This window comes from Pseudomonas sp. PAMC 26793 (assembly GCF_000313235.1).
Classification (GTDB): Bacteria; Pseudomonadota; Gammaproteobacteria; order Pseudomonadales; family Pseudomonadaceae; genus Aquipseudomonas; species Aquipseudomonas yamanorum.
In genome coordinates, this window is the sequence record NZ_AMXG01000035.1 from 101,294 (window position 1) to 117,684 (window position 16,391).

The following is a 16,391-nucleotide window of genomic DNA, read 5'->3' on the forward strand; positions in this document are numbered from 1 at the left end:
TGAAGTAGCATGGCACTCCCTTTTATTCCATCGATGGCGGAGCTCCGTACCCTCGGGGCGTCTATTGAGTGATTCAAAGAGTGGGGCTGGTTCCTCAGGCCAATTGAGGCTTAGTCCAACCTTTTGCACTTTGCTGCGCTGATAAAAACAGCAGGCAAAGTAAAGCCCGCACTTGGCGGGCTTTCTTTGCAGCATTGGCTTTTCAAGCCACGGTGTTCAAGTCGTCAGACTCAAGAACCGGTTGCAGGTGCTGCTTCTTTTGCAGCGGCTTCGTTCGATTCGGCCTGAGCTTTGGCAGCATCGGCGTTTTCTTTCGCAGCGTCATTCACTTTATCCTGAGCCTTCGCCATGTCTTTCTGAGCTTGCTCAGAATGTGCTGCGGCATCTTGGGCTTTGTCTTCGGATTTCTTGTCGCAGGCAGCGAGACCGAGGGCAGCGGCCAGCATCATGGAAATAGCTAAAGTCTTGCGCATGGGGTGTTTCTCCTTATTGAAGATATCTTCTGGCCTTTCGAGCGTAGGGGTTCAGCATTAGTTCCTTTTATTACACAGATATATAAACCACAGCCGCCAAGGAACTTTCACCCGCACGGTCTACACAGCGGGTCAACACTAATAAGAGTCCAGACTGAATGACCGAAAATCCTCTTTTATCCCGTGCCACGCGCTTTGTTTCAGCCTTGCGCCACTGCCAGGTGCTGGGTATCCAGGTCCATGCCGCCAGTGAAGACGGCATGACGCTGGTGCTGCCCTATGGACCGCATATTGTCGGTGATCCGCAGACCGGTGTGATCCACGGCGGCGCGCTCACATCCTTGATGGACACCGCCTGCGGCATGGCCACCTTGTGTGTGTTGCCGGAGTTCGAGGTCTGCCCGACCCTGGACCTGCGTGTCGACTACATGCACCCGGCCGAGCCCCACAAGCCGGTATTCGGTTTTGCCCAGTGCTACCGGGTGACCACCGACGTGATCTTCACCCGCGGCTTCGCCTATCAGGACGACCCACAGCAGCCGATTGCCCATGTGGTGGGCACCTTCATGCGCATGGGCAAGCGCCTCAAGGGCAGTCAGGGACTGGGCAGTACGATCAAGGGAGAACAACCATGAAACATCAGTTCAAGACCCGTCTGCAGCAAGCCCACGAGCGGGGCAACTATGAGGCACTGCTCAACCTGATTCCCTACGCCAAGCTAATTGGCATCGAATGCACGCGGCTGGGGGATGAATTGCTGTTCCGCATGCCGGCCAACAAGGACAATATTGGTAACCCGATATTGCCGGCAATCCATGGTGGTGTGATTGCAGGCTTTATGGAGCTGTCCGCAGCCTTGCATTTGCTGGTATTTACCGGTGCACCAGGCGTCCCCAAAATCATCGACTTTTCCCTGGATTACCTGCGCGCCGGCCAGTTTCGCGACACTTACGCCAAATGCCAGGTGTGGCGCCAGGGCCGACGGGTAGCCAATGTGGCGATTACCGCGTGGCAAAGTACCCAGGCCGAACCGATTGCCACCGCCCGTGCACATTTCAAGATTGAGGAATCGGCCCGCCCTTGAAATCCTGGTCTTAGCCCCCAACTTTGATGACAACCCGCCGCCAACCCTCAAGGGCGCGGCCACTGCCATCCAATTGGAGTTTGATGACCATGAGTGTGGAAACTCAAAAGGAAACCCTGGGCTTCCAGACCGAGGTGAAGCAACTGCTGCACCTCATGATCCATTCGCTGTATTCCAACAAGGAAATTTTCCTTCGCGAATTGATCTCGAACGCCTCTGACGCTGTCGACAAATTACGTTTCGAAGCCCTGTCCAAGCCTGAGTTGCTGGAAGGCGGCGCGGAACTGAAAATCCGTGTGAGCTTCGACAAAGACGCGAAAACCGTCACCCTCGAAGACAACGGTATCGGCATGAGCCGTGACGATGCGATCACCCACCTGGGGACCATCGCCAAATCCGGCACCGCTGATTTCATGAAAAACCTGTCGGGCGACCAGAAGAAAGATTCGCACCTGATCGGCCAGTTCGGCGTGGGTTTCTACTCGGCCTTCATCGTTGCCGACAAGGTTGAAGTATTCAGCCGCCGCGCCGGCCTTGCTGCCAGCGAAGGCGTGCACTGGTCGTCCAAAGGCGAGGGCGAATTTGAAATTGCCACCGTCGACAAGGCAGACCGTGGTACCCGCATCGTGCTGCACCTGAAGTCCGGTGAAGACGAGTTCGCCGATGGCTGGCGCCTGCGCAATATCATCAAGAAGTACTCCGACCACATTGCGTTGCCGATCGAGTTGCCGAAAGAACAAGCGGCGGCCGAAGGCGAAGAGGCGCCTGCCCAGGAATGGGAAGTGGTCAACCGTGCCAGCGCCCTGTGGACCCGTCCTCGTACCGAAGTCAAAGACGAGGAATACCAGGAGTTCTACAAGCACATCGCCCATGACTACGAGAACCCGCTGAGCTGGAGCCACAACAAGGTCGAAGGCAAGCTGGAATACAGCTCGCTGCTCTACGTACCGGCCCGTGCTCCGTTCGACCTGTACCAGCGTGAAGCGCCGAAAGGCCTGAAGCTGTACGTGCAGCGCGTGTTCGTGATGGACCAGGCGGAATCGTTCCTGCCGTTGTACCTGCGCTTTATCAAAGGCGTGGTCGACTCCAACGACCTGTCGCTGAACGTGTCGCGGGAAATCCTGCAGAAAGACCCGATCATCGACTCGATGAAGTCGGCGCTGACCAAGCGTGTCCTCGATATGCTGGAAAAACTGGCGAAGAACGAGCCTGAGCAATACAAGGGCTTCTGGAAAAACTTCGGCCAGGTCATGAAAGAAGGCCCGGCAGAAGATTTCGCCAACAAGGAAAAAATCGCCGGCCTGCTGCGTTTCGCATCGACCCACGGTGACGACGGTGAGCAGACCGTTTCCCTGGCCGACTACCTGGCTCGCGCCAAGGAAGGTCAGGACAAGATCTACTACCTGACCGGCGAAACCTACGCTCAGGTCAAGAACAGCCCGCACCTGGAAGTCTTCCGCAAGAAAGGCATTGAAGTGCTGCTGTTGACCGACCGTATCGACGAGTGGCTGATGAGTTACCTCAGCGACTTCGACGGCAAGAGCTTTGTTGATGTCGCCCGTGGCGACCTGGACCTGGGCAACCTGGATTCCGAAGAAGACAAGAAAGCTGCCGAAGAAGTGGCCAAGTCCAAAGAGGGCCTGGTTGAGCGAATCAAGACCGCCTTGGGCGATGCCGTCAGCGAAGTGCGGGTTTCCCACCGTCTGACTGATTCCCCGGCGATCCTGGCCATCGGCGAGCAGGACCTGGGCATGCAGATGCGTCAGATCCTGGAAGCCAGCGGCCAGAAGGTTCCGGACTCCAAGCCGATCTTCGAATTCAACCCGGCTCATCCGCTGATCGAGAAACTCGACGGCGAGCAGAGCGAAGAGCGGTTTGGCGACCTGTCGCACATCCTCTTCGACCAGGCAGCCCTGGCTGCCGGCGACAGCCTGAAAGACCCGGCCGCTTATGTGCGCCGACTGAACAAGCTGTTGGTTGAACTGTCGGTTTAACACCGTTGTAGAAAAACCCGCTTCGGCGGGTTTTTTCGTTCTAGAGCCTTTCACCTGGAGTAAATGATGAGCCAAATCACCGTGCGTTCCGTGGTCTATCAGATTGATGGCCAGCCTTATGAAAGCCGCCTGGCGTTTGATGCCAGTCATAAAGGCCCGCTGCCAGGGTTGTTGATGGCGCCGAACTGGATGGGTGTCAGCGCCGGTGCTGAAGAGATCGCCAAGAGTGTGGCCAGCAAGGGCTACGTGGTGCTGCTCGCCGACCTGTACGGGCAAACGGTTCGCCCGTCGAATGGCGATGAAGCGGGCGCGGCAATGATGCCGTTGAAGAATGACCGGGTACTGCTGAACAAACGCATGCAGGTCGCCCTTGATCACCTGAAACACCAGACCGAAGCCGCGGTGGATACCTCGAAGCTGGCAACCTTCGGTTTCTGCTTCGGTGGCTGCTGCTCCCTGGAGCTGGCGCGTACCGGTGCGCCGTTGAAAGCGGCAGTTTCGTTCCATGGCAGCCTCGACACACCGAACCCGGACGATGCGAAAAACATCAAGGGTTCCGTGCTGGTGTTGCACGGTGCTTCCGACCCGTTGGTGCCGAAAGAGCAACTGCCGGCGTTTGAAGATGAAATGAACGCGGCTGGTGTGGATTGGCAATTGCTGAGCTACGGCGGTGCGGTGCACTCGTTTACCGATCCGCACGCGAACGTTCCGGGCAAGATGATGTATGACGCGAAGACCGCTGCACGGGCCTTCCAGTCGATGCATAACTTGCTGGATGAAGTGTTCAAGGGCTGATAGTTCGGTTGCCTGAGCTGGCCCCTTCGCGAGCAAGCCCGCTCCCACCTTTCGACCGCGTTCCTTCAGGGTGTACACGGTCAAAATGTGGGAGCGGGCTTGCTCGCGAAGGCTGTTTCACCGGCAATAAAGCGCTTAAGCCTTGCCTCCAGGCAACTCAATCCGCTCGCTTTCCCCCGGCACTGTCGGCCAATCCCCAGCCGCCCAACGCTGCCGAGCCTGCTCGATCAACGCAGGATCACTCGCCACAAAATTCCAGTTAATCCGCCGTGGCCCATCCAGCGCCGCGCCGCCGAACACCACCAGATGGCAATCGGTCTCGGCAAACAGCGCCATGCTTTCGCCTGCCGGCAATACCACCAGGCTATGCACCTCCAGCACCTCGCCATCCAACTGCGCCTCACCCTCCAGCACATACACCGCCCGTTCTGCATGCTCATCCGGGATCAGCAGCGTCGTAGCCGTCTGCATCCGCACCTCGGCATACAAGGTGGGCGACAACACCGGCACGGGTGACTCGAGGCAAAAGCCGCTGCCGGCAATCAGGCGAATCTGCACGCCGAGGTTGTCACTTACCGGCAAGCTGGCGGCGGGGTGATGGCTGTAGTGCCCAGGTCCTTGCTCATGTTCCCGGGGCGAGGCCAGCCACACTTGCAACCCGTGCAGGCTGAAACCACTGGCCTTCAACGCCTCGGGGCTACGTTCAACGTGGGCAATGGCGCTGCCGGCGGTCATCCAGCTGACGTCCCCGGCCTTGACCAACTGGTCGGAGCCGAGGCTGTCCTTGTGCAGGAGTTCGCCTTCAAACAGGTAGGTCAGGGTGGAGAGGCCGATATGCGGGTGTTGGCGAATATTCATGCCGGTGCCCGGGGCATAACGGGTTTGCAGCATATGGTCGAAAAACACGAAAGGCCCGACGCTGCGGCATTGCCGGGAGGGCAGCGGGCGCAGGATCGGTTGGCCTTCCACATCTTCGGCGCGCGGGCGGATCACGGTCGTTGTGGTCATGGTGCATCCCAGTCTGAGCGGGTTAGATGGCATGAGCATAACCCGCTCGACTTGAGGTTGCCGCTACTGGCTGAAGGCGCCTTCCGAGAGCTTGGTCTCGATGGTGACTTCGGCGGTAGTCATCAGCTTGTGCACCGGGCAGCGATCCGCCACGCGATGCAGTTCATCACGCTGCTCGTCGGTGAGTACGCCCTTGAGGGTGAGTTTGACGCTGAGCTTGTATTTGCCCTTTTGCTCTTCGGTACTGTCGTGGGTGACTTCCACCGTGACGCCGGTCAGCGGAATGTCTTTTTTCTGCGCATAGAGCTTGACCGTCAGGGCTTTGCACGACGCCAGCGCGGCATCGAAGTAATCGTGGGGAGAGGGCGCCGAATCGTCGCCGCCCAGGCTCTTGGGCAGGTCGGTAAACAGCTCATGGTTATTGATGTTGACGCTGTGGCGAAAGTTTTCGGCGTTCAGCGTGTTCACGGTAACAGGCATGGCAAACCTCACAGGGTGGCAGGGAGAAGGTCATGCAGTTATAGAGCATGCTGGCACCTTGGTGTTCCCCATTGTTTACCGCTGAACCCGCGGATGAGGCCTGAGGTCTACCTTCATTAGCCCTTGTTTGAGAGACCCCTGTGCGCCGGACCCGCCTGAGTATTGCCCTGTTACTGGCCGCCGCGAGCCTTGCGGTGCAGGCCCGCGACTATGCCTACAGCGATGCACACCTGCACTATGTCGACTTCTTTCAGGAGTCGGCGGGCATGGACAAGTTGCTCAAGGCTATGGCCGATAATCGCATCGAACATGTGATGATTTCCGGCATTCCCGTGGCCAAGAAATGGCATGAAGACGAACCCAAGCGTCCGCGTTATTACGCCGGTGACGATGCCGACGCGTATTGGTACAGCGCCACTGACGTCTTTGTCGCCGATGCGGTGAATAAGCTGGCCCCGGAGCAACGCCAGCACTTTCACCCGTTCCTCAGCGGTTTCAACCCCAACGATAAAAACGCCGCGTCCCACATCCAGCGCATGCTCGACCTCAATCCAGGGCTGTGGCAAGGCATCGGTGAAGTCTTCACCCGTCACGACGACCTGACTGCGCTGACCTCCGGCGACACCCCGAGGGCCAATAACGAGGCGATGACGCGCATCTATCACTTAGCGGCGGAGAATGATCTGCCAGTGATGGTGCATTCCAACATCACCTCCAAGCGTGAGAAAAATCCGTTGTACCTGGCGGAAATGGAAGAGCCGCTGCGCAATCATCCGCACACCCGGTTTATCTGGGCCCACGCGGGCAGCAGCATGGAAATCCACCGGCACCAGACGCAGATGGATTTCCTGCTGCCGACCCTGGCGCGGATGCTGGAGGCTTATCCGAACCTGTACGTCGACCTGTCCTGGAGCGTGCTCACGCCTTACTTGCTGGATGAGGCGGGAAAGCCACGCCCTGAGTGGATAAAGCTGGTAGAGCGCTTCCCGGACCGCTTCATGCTCGGCTCAGACGTGGTAGGACGGTTCAACAAGCTGGGTAAGGAAATGCGCAGCTTTGACCCGTTCCTTGATGCGCTGCCTGAAGACGTGGCCAGAAAGGTCGCACGGGACAATTTCCTGGCGATTCTGCCTAAGCCCAGGTGATTGGTTTAGCTGAATCGCTACAGCCGAGGCGGGGCGGTCAACGGTGAGATGAACCAGTTGGCCGATGAGTTGGCCGGCACCCTGCGTGAGCTGGTGACGCTGAACAAGGTCAGCGCCAATCAGGCGCCGAGCCTGGCCCAAAGTGTATTCACCCAATCGCGCAGTTGGGTGGTCGGCATGATTGCCGTGACGGCACTGATCACCATTGGCCTGGTGTTGCTGCTGACCCGCAGCATCGTGCTGCCGTTATCCCAGTCGCTGAAAGTCGCCCAGGGCGTGGCCAGTGGCGATCTTACCGGCGTGATTACCGTCAGTGGCAAGGATGAACCGGCGCGTTTGCAGCAGGCGCTGAAAAGCATGCAGGAGAGCCTGCGGGAAACCATTCGGCGTATATCCGATTCGTCCAGCCAATTGGCGTCGGCTTCCGAAGAGCTCAGTTGTGTAACGGAAGATGCCACCCGTGGGCTGCATCAGCAAAGTCAGGAAATTGAGCAGGCGGCCACGGCGGTGAACCAGATGACGGCGGCGGTGGCGTGGGAGGTGGATCGCAATTTGATGAATATTCGCGATTCGGCGCAGCAGACGTCGGCGGGGGCGAATCAGACCAGTGCGGCGAGCCAGGAGTTGTCGCGGTTGGCGGTGGAACTCAACACCATGGTGGCTAGGTTTGCTGTGTAGGCCCGTGTTTTTTGGAGAGTGGGGTGTATATCCGTTATCTAGGTAACGGCCACTTAGGGTTCCGCTCTTACAGCGGGTCACTTTTGGCAAACGCCCGGAATGCCGGCCCAGCCAAAAGTAACCAAAAGGTCTTTGCCCCACCACTCGGTGCCTCGCTTAGGCTCGGCATGCCCGCACTCCGGCACGGCCATCGTGGTTAACGGGACCTGCAGATCAAAATCAAAAGCAGATCAAAAGCAGAGCACAGCGGCCTCCCGGCCGGCTTGAGTGTTAAAAGCCAGAGCGAAAGCAAAGCTGCTTTTCTGTGGGAGCGGGCTTGCTCGCGAAAAACCTGAGGGCGCCGCGTTCATTCAGGATGCCAGCGTCATCGTTAACGACCTTCGCGAGCAAGCCCGCTCCCACATTTTTTGGACCGTGCCCGCTTTAGATTTTGATTTGGCTTTTGCTCTTCAACACTCAAGCCGGCCGGTAGGCCGCTGTGCTCTTGATCTGCTTTTGATCTTGATCTTAGGCGCCCCGTTAAACCACGCTGGCCGAACGCAGGCTTTGGAGCGTGGGTAACCCGGCAGGACGCCGGGTTAGCCGCGCTGGGCCATGGATGGCCCATCGCGGCGGCCCACGGTCCAAAGCCGGAGTGGGCACACCGAGCCTGGGCGAGGAGCCGAGTGGTGGGGCAAGAGCGTTTTGCTTACTTTTGCGATCTTCAAAAGTGAGCCGCTGTAAGAGCGGAACCGTCAGCAGCCGTTACCGCAGCAAAGGATATGCCCCCAACCCCCAACCCCCTCACCCCAATTTCACATTCATGGTAATCCGCGCGGTAAACACCAATTTCCCCTCCGCATCCAGCATCTCCACCGGCACCACCTTGTCACCCGCCGTTTGCCAATCAATCCCCTCACCATTAGCCGTCGCCGTCACGCTGCTCTTGGCCTTGGCCAGATACTCCACCGTCATCCCCTTGGGAATCCACCGCGCCCCGGCCGGCACAGAAACGTCCGTCATGGTGCCCGCCGCCAACTCCGCAGCGTTGCACATGGCAATGGCGTGCACCGTGCCCAGGTGGTTGGTAATGGCCTTGCTGAACGGCACTTCCACCGAGGCAAAACCCGGACGCAACTGGGTCATCAACGGATTGATGGTGCTGAAGTAGGGCGCCATCTGACACGCCAGTGTGCTGAACGCTTCGGGACCCACACTGTTGAACATGCTCAAAGCCTGACTCATGGTGCTGCCTCGCTGAGGGTGTGAGATTTACGGAATCTTGTTCCGTTACAGAATAGTGTTCTGTAACGGAACACTATTCTGCCCACGGGAAATCTGTCAAGCTGCCCGGGCTTATCCTTTCTTCAGCGATTGAGTTCGTGTTCAGCATGCAAACCCCGGATCTGCTCCAGCGTTGCTTCCCTGGCCGAAGGGCCGAATTGAAGCGCGACATCTTCAAGGCCGCCCTCGACCTGTTTAACGAACAGGGCCTTGAAGCCACCACCATCGAGATGATTCGTGCGCGATGCGACACCAGCGTCGGCGCGATCTATCACCACTTCGGCAACAAGGAAGGCCTGGTCGCCGCGCTGTTTTTCACCGCGCTGGAGGACCAGGCCGAATTGCGTGGGCGCTATCTTGAGTCGGCCGAAACGGCGAAGGAGGGCGTGTACGCGCTGGTCCACAGCTATGTCGATTGGGTCGACAGCGAACCGCAATGGGCGCGTTTCCAGTACCACGCGCATTTCGCCGTGACCAAGGGGCCGTTCGCCGCCGAACTGGAAAGCCGTAACCAGGCGCGCAATGCCGTGCTGAAGGATTGGATGGCGCTGCCTGGGCGTAGTGATCAGCTCAACCAGGTACCCGCCGAACTCTTGCCATCACTGATTATCGGCCAGGCCGACAGCTATTGCCGCGCCTGGCTGGCCGGCCCGTCAGTCAGCAGCCCGCGGGTTTACCGGGAAGCCCTGGCCGAGGCCGCGTGGCGTTCGGTGGGCGGTGCTTAGGGCGCCGTTACGCGCACGGCACCGGCGTCATCGCTACCTGGTAGCGTTCATCAAAATCATCCGCCAACTGGGCCAGCGTCACCTCGCCCAAGCGCTGCAGGAGCAACGCCTGGGCGTCATCAAAGGCCTGGTTCAGCGCCGCGTTAACGGCCTGTTCCACCAGGCATTGCGGATGATCAGTGGACAAGCCGACGGCAAAGATCGACGACGTGCCGAGGGCGTTGTGGATGTCCAGCAGGGTGATTTCACTCAAGGGTTTGCCCAGGCTCCAGCCGCCCTGATGACCTTTTTCTGAACGCACATAACCCTTCTCCTTGAGCAGGCCCAGGGTGCGGCGCACCACCACCGCATTGGTGCCGAGCATCTGCGCGATGGTCTCCGAGGTGGCGCGTTCCTCGTGACGGCCCATGTGGATCAGCACGTGGAGCATGCGCGAAAGTCGAGTGTCGTTTCTCATCTGCAAACCTCTGGATGTCCTGCCCGAAAGTATCGTTCGTAACGATTAGAGTTGCGAGACACTTGACGAGGTATTTTTATGTAACTTATGGTGTGTCGTGAATGCCCGGCAACCGATGCCAGGGGCATCAGAGAGGTCATATTCATGGTTTACGACGTGATTATCGTGGGCGGCAGCTACGCCGGAATGTCCGCTGGGCTTCAACTGGCGCGGGCTCGGCGCAAGGTGCTGGTGATCGATGCCGGGCAGCGGCGCAATAGGTTTGCGGCCACCTCCCATGGTTTCCTCAGCCAGGATGGCCAGCCGCCGGAGCTGATCGCCGCCGAAGGGCGAGGGCAGTTGATGGCGTATCCGACGGTGACCTGGGTGCAGGACACCGCCGTTGAAGCGACCCAGCGCCAGGACGGTTTCGTGGTGCACACCCGCTGCAACGGTGGGTTCAACGCTAAGCGCCTGATTCTTGCTACCGGCGTGGTGGATGAGTTGCCCGAGGTGGAAGGGCTGAAGGAGCGCTGGGGCAAGCATGTGTTCCATTGCCCGTATTGCCACGGCTACGAGTTGGATCAAGGCCGCATCGGCGTGCTGGCGACTTCGCCGCTGGCGATGCATCACGCCATGCTGCTGCCGGATTGGGGCACCACCACGCTGTTTACCAACGGCGTATTTGTGCCGGATGCCGATCAGCAGGCGCAACTGGAGCGGCGTAGCGTCCATATCGAAAGCCAGGCGGTACGGCGGATTGTCGGGGAGCGGGCGGATGTGGAATTGGCAGACGGCCGGGTGATCAACCTGGACGGTATTTTCACCCTGTCCCGAACGCGCATAACCAGCCCGTTGGCCGAGCAGTTGGGATGTGAATTTGTCGAGGGGCCGACCGGACCTTATCTACTGACCAACGAAACGCGCCAAACCACGGTGCCTGGCGTGTTTGCCTGTGGTGATGCCAACCTGGCCGGCGGCTCGGTAGCGCTGGCAGTAGGTGAGGGCGTGCGCGCCGGGGTGGGCGCGCACTTTTCGATGATCTTCAGCTGAGGTCAGCGCACCAGGCACGGCCGCTTGTTATCGAACGTCCAGCCCGGAATCATGAACTGCATCGCCACGCTGTCATTACGCGCCCCCAGGCCCATGCCTTTGTACAGTTCGTGGGCGTGGGCCACGGCGTCCATGTCGATGTCCACGCCCAGGCCCGGTTTGGCCGGCACCTTGATATGCCCGTCGACGATTTTCAATGGAGCCTTGGTCAACCGCTGGCCGTCCTGCCAGATCCAGTGCGTGTCGATGGCGGTGATTTCCCCTGGCGCGGCGGCGGCCACCTGGGTGAACATCGCCAGGGAAATGTCGAAGTGATTGTTGGAATGCGAGCCCCAGGTCAGGCCCCATTCGTGGCACATCTGCGCGACCCGTACCGAGCCCTGCATGGTCCAGAAGTGCGGATCGGCCAGGGGGATGTCCACGGACTGCAACTGGATCGCGTGCCCCATTTCCCGCCAGTCGGTGGCGATCATGTTGGTGGCGGTCGGCAGTCCGGTGGCACGGCGGAATTCGGCCATGACTTCACGCCCGGAGTAACCGTTTTCCGCACCGCAAGGGTCTTCGGCGTAGGCCAGTACGTGGTGCTGGTCGCGGCACAGGGTGATGGCTTCTTTCAGTGACCAGGCGCCATTGGGGTCCAGGGTGATGCGCGCATCGGGGAAGCGCTCGGCCAGCGCCGTGACCGCTTCGATTTCTTCGGCGCCGCGCAGTACGCCGCCCTTGAGTTTGAAGTCATTGAAGCCGTATTGCGCCTTGGCCGCCTCCGCCAGACGCACGATGGCTTCGGGGGTCATGGCTTGTTCGTGACGCAGGCGGAACCAGTCTTCGGCGTTGTCTTCACTGCGATAAGCCAGGTCGGTTTGCTGGCGATCACCGATGTAGAACAGATAGCCAAGCATCTTCACTGCGTCGCGTTGCTGGCCTTCGCCGAGAAGGGCTGCCACTGGGACTTCAAGAAACTGGCCGAGCAAGTCCAGCAGTGCAGCTTCCATCGCCGTGACGGCATGGATGGTGATGCGCAGGTCAAACGTCTGCAAACCCCGGCCCGCCGAATCCCGTGCGGCGAAGGTCTGGCGCATGGCATTCAGGATGCTCTGGTACTGGCCGATGGGCTTGCCGATCACCAGGCTGCGGGCGTCTTCCAGGGTTTCGCGGATGCGTTCGCCACCCGGTACTTCACCCACACCGGTACGGCCGGCGCTGTCGGTAAGGATCACGATATTGCGCGTGAAAAACGGCCCGTGGGCGCCGCTGAGGTTGAGCAGCATGCTGTCGTGGCCGGCCACCGGGATGACTTGCAGGCCGGTAACGACTGGGGCGCCATTGGCGTGGTGCTGGTGTTCTGTGTTCATCGTGGAGTCCTTATTTGCTCAAGACGGGGGCGGGTTGCAGCACGTTGCTGGCGGTCGGCGCAGGTAGTGTCCTGGCGAAAAACACCAGGATCGCCGCAAGGATCGAAGTGCCCGCCAGGCCATACAGGCCGCCCTGGATCGAACCGGTGGTCTGTTCCAGGAAGCCAAAGGTGGTGGGCGCGACAAACCCGCCGAGGTTACCGATGGAGTTGATCAGCGCGATCACCGCTGCGGCGATGCGTGCATCCAGGTAACCCTGAGGAATTGGCCAGAACAGCGAGGACGCCGACTTGAAGCCGATCGCCGCAAAGCAGATGGCGATAAAGGCAAAGATCGGCCCGCCGGTGGTGGACAGGAACATCCCGACCGCAGCGATCAACAGTGCCGCCGCGACCCACGCTTGCTGGAACTTGAACTTGCCCGCCAATGCGGCGAAGGCGTACATCGCGATGATCGAGATCAACCACGGGATCGAGTTGTAGAAACCCACCTGGATGTCGCTCAGGTCGCCCATTTTCTTGATGATGCTCGGCAGCCAGAAGGTGGCGGCGTAAATGGTCAGCTGGATGCAGAAGTACAGGGCGCAGAACAGCATGATCTGGCGGTCCTTGAGCAGTTTGCCCAGGGTCGGCTTGACCGTGGTGGCGGCGTCACGCTCGCGCTGCTCGCGGTCGATCTCGCCCACCAGCGCATCCTTTTCTTCAAGGCTGAGCCACTTGGCGTCGTGGGGCTTGGAGTCAAGCCAGAACCACACGAAAAAGCACAGCAGTACCGACGCCATGCCTTCGATGATGTACATCCACTGCCAGCCGTGCAGGCCAAGGCCGGTGATTTGCAACAGCACGCCGGACAAGGGGCCGGAGATCAGCGAGGCGAGGGCCGAGCCGCTGAGAAAAATCGCAATCGCCTTGCCGCGTTCGACACCGGGCAACCAGCGGGTGAAGTAGTAGATCACTCCAGGGAAGAAGCCGGCTTCGGCCACGCCCAGCAGGAAGCGCAGGATGTAGAAGTGGGTTTCGTTCTGGATGAAGGCCATCAACGTCGCGGTGATGCCCCAGGTGAACATGATGCGGGTCAGCCAGATGCGTGCGCCGACTTTTTGCAGAAGCATGTTGGACGGTACTTCGAACAGCGCGTAGCCGATGAAAAACAACCCGGCGCCGAAGCCGTAGGCGGCGGCACCAATGCCCAGGTCGTGCTCCATATGGGTACGCACAAAGCCGATGTTGACGCGGTCGATGTAGTTGACGATGAACATGATCACGAAGAGCGGGAGCACGTGGCTCTTCACTTTCTTGATCGCGCGGGCCAGGACCGGGTCGGTGGCAGGCGCAGCTGTCGCAGGGCTGGAAGAGGTCACGAGGTCAAACTCCCACTGATTATTGTTGTGCGGGGAAGTGCTTGGGTTACCAGAGATGTCTGACAACTTGATAGACATCATACAACTGCAATTTCAGAGATGGCAACCCTTTGTAGGAGCGAGTTTGCTCGCGAAAATCCTCAATGATTACGCAGTAATATTGATTTTTTGCGGTGCGGCGAGCTTTTTCGCGAGCAAGCTCGCTCCTACAGGTATTTGTTTGTTGTCATACAAGTTGGCTCGTTTAAGAATGCTAGTATTGCCAGGCGCCCTTGAACGGAATTCCTGATGCAAAACCCCAGCTCGGCACCTCATCGCAAGCGCTCCCCGGGCCTTGCTCACGACATCGTCACCGCGTTGACCCAGCAGATTCTCCTGGGGCAAATGGCGCCGGGTGAAAAACTGCCGTCCGAATCGGCCATCGTGGGCGAGTACGGCGTCAGTCGCACGGTGGTGCGCGAAGCGCTCTCCAAATTACAGGCCGCCGGGCTTGTAGAAACCCGCCATGGTGTCGGCACCTTTGTGCTGGCGCGTGACGAACGCCAAGGCCTGCACCTGACCCATGACACCGCCGCCAGCGTGCGCGGCATTCTTGAGCTGCGCATGGGCCTGGAGACTCAAGCGGCCGCACTGGCGGCCCTGCGCCGCACCGACGAACAATTGCAGCAGATGCGCCAGGCGCTGGATGATTACCAGGACTCACTGGCCAACAACGACAGCGCTGTTGAGCCGGATGTGCGTTTTCACCGCCTGATCGCCCAAGCCACCGGCAACACCTATTTCACCGACGTGATTTATCACCTGGGCAACTCGGTAATCCCGCGTACCCGAATCAACGCTGAAGAACGCGGCGACGCGGACCTGATGGAGTTGGGGCGGCTGGCAAACCTTGAGCACGAGGCGATCCTGAAAGCCATTCGCCGACAGGACCCGGATGCCGCCAGAGCCGCCATGCTGTTGCACTTGAGCAACAGCCTGGAGCGGATGACGGGAGAGTAGCCTCGCCAGGGGCATTTTCTTCAATACCGCGATCCGTCTTCCCCTTAAGGTTCCGCTCATACCTGCACAACAACAAGGAACTGCAATGAGCTTGATCATCTCCATGGCCGCCTTCGCCCTGGCCACCTCCATCACCCCGGGACCGGTGAATGTGGTGGCCCTCAGTTCAGGCGCGCGCTTTGGGTTTGCCGCCAGCCAGAAGCATGTGGCCGGGGCGGCGCTGGGATTCACTTTGCTGTTGGTGCTGATTGGCCTGGGGCTGCATGAGGTGCTGGTGCGCTGGCCGCTGCTGACCCAGTTGATTCAGTGGGGCGGGGTGGCCTTCCTGTTGTACATGGCCTGGAAACTGGCAGTGGACGATGGGCGCCTGGAGGCCGACGGTACGGCTACGGCGCCCTCGATGCTGTATGGAGCAATCATGCAGTGGCTCAACCCCAAGGCCTGGTTGGCGTGTGTGGCGGGCATGGGGCTGTTTGTCGCCGATGGTGATGCCCGGCAAGTCTGGCTGTTTGCGGCGATCTACCTGGTGATTTGCTACCTGTCGGTGGCGTGCTGGGCTTACGCAGGCACATTCCTGCGGCGCTATCTGAATAATCCGCAGGGCGTGCGCCTGTTCAATCGCTCGATGGCGGCGTTGCTGGTGGCCAGCGTGGGATATTTACTGCTCGCCTGAATCAGCCGCGATACTGCCCGGGCGTTGCCGCCAGATGCTGTTTGAACGTGCGCTGGAAATGCGCCTGGTCAGAAAAGCCAGCCGCCAGTGCGACGTCGGCAATCAACTGGCCGCTGCGCAACTGGGTGCGGGCAAACTGAATACGGCGATTGACCAGAAACGCGTGGGGCGTCATGCCGTAATACTGCTTGAACGCGCGGATCAGGTACGACGGTGACAGTTCCGCCGCCTGGCAAATGTCTTCGAGCTTCAGGGCCTCGGTGCAATGTTCGCGAATATAGTCGGCGGCCCGCTCCAGCTTGTGATTGACCTCGCGCACCGGGGTCTCCGACGGGTTGAGGCGTTGCTGCACCTCGGTGAAAAAACTCACCACCGCACTCTGCTTGTGCAGGTGTTCGGCGTGGTTGTCCACCAGCACCTCATACAGCTCGTTCAGCCCGCGGTACAACGCGACATCCGTGGTGTGGGTGGCGGTGAACGGCCGAAAGTCCTGGTCCTTGCTGAAACCCAACTGGTGCTGCAGGTCGGTCAGCCAGGCCGTATCGATATACAGCATGTGATAGGACCAGGGCAGATCATCAATGGGGTTGCAGGCGTGGACATCTCCGGGGTTCATCAAGACCACGGTGCCGGTGCTGATCTTGAAAGTCGATGCCCCATGGATGTACAGGCTCTGCCCGGCCGTGATTGCACCGATGGAAAAGTGTTCGTGGGCGTGGCGGGTGTAGCAGACCTTTCGCCCATCGGCGATGGTGCGGGCCTCAATGAACGGCAGGCGTTCATCGCGCCAGAAGGAAGGGGCAGTCGGTTCGAGGGGCGATCGCATCACTACAAGTCTCACCGGGAAACAATGAAGTGAATAATTACACAGAA

General features: G+C 59.6%; 17 protein-coding genes and 1 pseudogene. 10 read left to right on the top strand and 8 right to left on the bottom strand.

Annotated elements, in window-relative coordinates; genetic code table 11:
• Window positions 1–230: 230 nt before the first annotated feature.
• Entirely contained in the window at window positions 231–473 is a 243-nt protein-coding gene (locus D109_RS0114490; RefSeq protein WP_017477534.1) for a hypothetical protein, read from the bottom strand.
• A gap of 158 nt (window positions 474–631) precedes the next feature.
• Here D109_RS0114490 and D109_RS0114495 point away from each other — a divergent pair, with 158 nt between their 5' ends.
• The 4 genes from D109_RS0114495 to D109_RS0114510 all read left to right on the top strand — a co-directional run bounded on the left by D109_RS0114495 (window position 632) and on the right by D109_RS0114510 (window position 4,346).
• Window positions 632–1,108, top strand: a complete 477-nt coding sequence (locus tag D109_RS0114495) for a PaaI family thioesterase (protein ID WP_017477535.1) — start codon at window positions 632–634, stop codon at window positions 1,106–1,108.
• The gene (locus D109_RS0114500) at window positions 1,105–1,557 is read left to right on the top strand and encodes a PaaI family thioesterase (protein ID WP_017477536.1); all 453 of its coding nucleotides are present in this window, start codon (window positions 1,105–1,107) and stop codon (window positions 1,555–1,557) included. The genes D109_RS0114495 and D109_RS0114500 overlap by 4 nt, the downstream gene beginning before the upstream one ends.
• An 89-nt stretch (window positions 1,558–1,646) precedes the next feature.
• Entirely contained in the window at window positions 1,647–3,551 is a 1,905-nt protein-coding gene (gene htpG / locus D109_RS0114505; RefSeq protein WP_026077971.1) for a molecular chaperone HtpG, read from the top strand.
• Window positions 3,552–3,617: 66 nt separating this feature from the next.
• Window positions 3,618–4,346: a dienelactone hydrolase family protein gene (locus D109_RS0114510; RefSeq protein ID WP_017477538.1), complete on the top strand. Its 729-nt coding sequence runs from the start codon at window positions 3,618–3,620 to the stop codon at window positions 4,344–4,346.
• A 135-nt stretch (window positions 4,347–4,481) separates the two neighbouring features.
• On the opposite strand, the gene D109_RS0114515 is transcribed toward D109_RS0114510, so the two are convergent.
• The gene (locus tag D109_RS0114515; RefSeq protein WP_017477539.1) at window positions 4,482–5,354 is read right to left on the bottom strand and encodes a pirin family protein; all 873 of its coding nucleotides are present in this window, start codon (window positions 5,352–5,354) and stop codon (window positions 4,482–4,484) included.
• A gap of 63 nt (window positions 5,355–5,417) precedes the next feature.
• Entirely contained in the window at window positions 5,418–5,834 is a 417-nt protein-coding gene (locus D109_RS0114520; RefSeq protein WP_017477540.1) for an OsmC family protein, read from the bottom strand.
• 140 nt (window positions 5,835–5,974) lie between these two features.
• On the opposite strand from D109_RS0114520, the gene D109_RS0114525 reads away from it, so the two are divergent.
• Together D109_RS0114525 and D109_RS01000000131935 are read left to right on the top strand one after the other, a co-directional pair.
• A complete protein-coding gene (locus D109_RS0114525) occupies window positions 5,975–6,979 on the top strand; it encodes an amidohydrolase family protein (protein ID WP_017477541.1) in 1,005 nt (334 codons plus the stop codon).
• Window positions 6,980–7,015: 36 nt separating this feature from the next.
• A pseudogene (locus D109_RS01000000131935) lies at window positions 7,016–7,618 on the top strand (HAMP domain-containing protein); the annotation flags it as partial.
• Between the two features lie 822 nt (window positions 7,619–8,440).
• Here the strand turns inward: D109_RS01000000131935 and D109_RS0114535 are convergent.
• Window positions 8,441–8,881 (bottom strand): hotdog fold domain-containing protein, encoded by a 441-nt coding sequence (locus D109_RS0114535; protein ID WP_026077972.1) that lies wholly within the window; start codon window positions 8,879–8,881, stop codon window positions 8,441–8,443.
• A 146-nt stretch (window positions 8,882–9,027) separates the two neighbouring features.
• Between D109_RS0114535 and D109_RS0114540 the strand changes: the two genes are divergently transcribed.
• The gene (locus D109_RS0114540) at window positions 9,028–9,645 is read left to right on the top strand and encodes a TetR/AcrR family transcriptional regulator (RefSeq protein ID WP_017477544.1); all 618 of its coding nucleotides are present in this window, start codon (window positions 9,028–9,030) and stop codon (window positions 9,643–9,645) included.
• A 7-nt stretch (window positions 9,646–9,652) separates the two neighbouring features.
• Here D109_RS0114540 and D109_RS0114545 read toward each other — a convergent pair whose 3' ends face one another.
• The gene (locus tag D109_RS0114545) at window positions 9,653–10,102 is read right to left on the bottom strand and encodes an Rrf2 family transcriptional regulator (RefSeq protein WP_026077973.1); all 450 of its coding nucleotides are present in this window, start codon (window positions 10,100–10,102) and stop codon (window positions 9,653–9,655) included.
• A gap of 144 nt (window positions 10,103–10,246) precedes the next feature.
• On the opposite strand from D109_RS0114545, the gene D109_RS0114550 reads away from it, so the two are divergent.
• Complete coding sequence (locus tag D109_RS0114550; RefSeq protein ID WP_017477546.1) at window positions 10,247–11,134, top strand: NAD(P)/FAD-dependent oxidoreductase; 888 nt, start codon at window positions 10,247–10,249, stop codon at window positions 11,132–11,134.
• A gap of 2 nt (window positions 11,135–11,136) precedes the next feature.
• Here D109_RS0114550 and gudD read toward each other — a convergent pair whose 3' ends face one another.
• Together gudD and D109_RS0114560 are read right to left on the bottom strand one after the other, a co-directional pair.
• Window positions 11,137–12,486 (bottom strand): glucarate dehydratase, encoded by a 1,350-nt coding sequence (gene gudD / locus D109_RS0114555; protein ID WP_017477547.1) that lies wholly within the window; start codon window positions 12,484–12,486, stop codon window positions 11,137–11,139.
• 10 nt (window positions 12,487–12,496) lie between these two features.
• Window positions 12,497–13,846 carry an MFS transporter gene (locus D109_RS0114560; protein WP_026077974.1) on the bottom strand — a complete coding sequence of 450 codons (1,350 nt, stop codon included), beginning with the start codon at window positions 13,844–13,846 and terminating at the stop codon, window positions 12,497–12,499.
• A gap of 288 nt (window positions 13,847–14,134) precedes the next feature.
• Between D109_RS0114560 and D109_RS0114565 the strand changes: the two genes are divergently transcribed.
• Complete coding sequence (locus D109_RS0114565; RefSeq protein ID WP_017477549.1) at window positions 14,135–14,845, top strand: FadR/GntR family transcriptional regulator; 711 nt, start codon at window positions 14,135–14,137, stop codon at window positions 14,843–14,845.
• An 85-nt stretch (window positions 14,846–14,930) separates the two neighbouring features.
• Entirely contained in the window at window positions 14,931–15,518 is a 588-nt protein-coding gene (locus tag D109_RS0114570; RefSeq protein WP_017477550.1) for a LysE family translocator, read from the top strand.
• Between the two features lies 1 nt (window position 15,519).
• Here D109_RS0114570 and D109_RS0114575 read toward each other — a convergent pair whose 3' ends face one another.
• Window positions 15,520–16,344, bottom strand: a complete 825-nt coding sequence (locus D109_RS0114575) for an AraC family transcriptional regulator (protein ID WP_003207444.1) — start codon at window positions 16,342–16,344, stop codon at window positions 15,520–15,522.
• Window positions 16,345–16,391 lie beyond the last annotated feature (47 nt).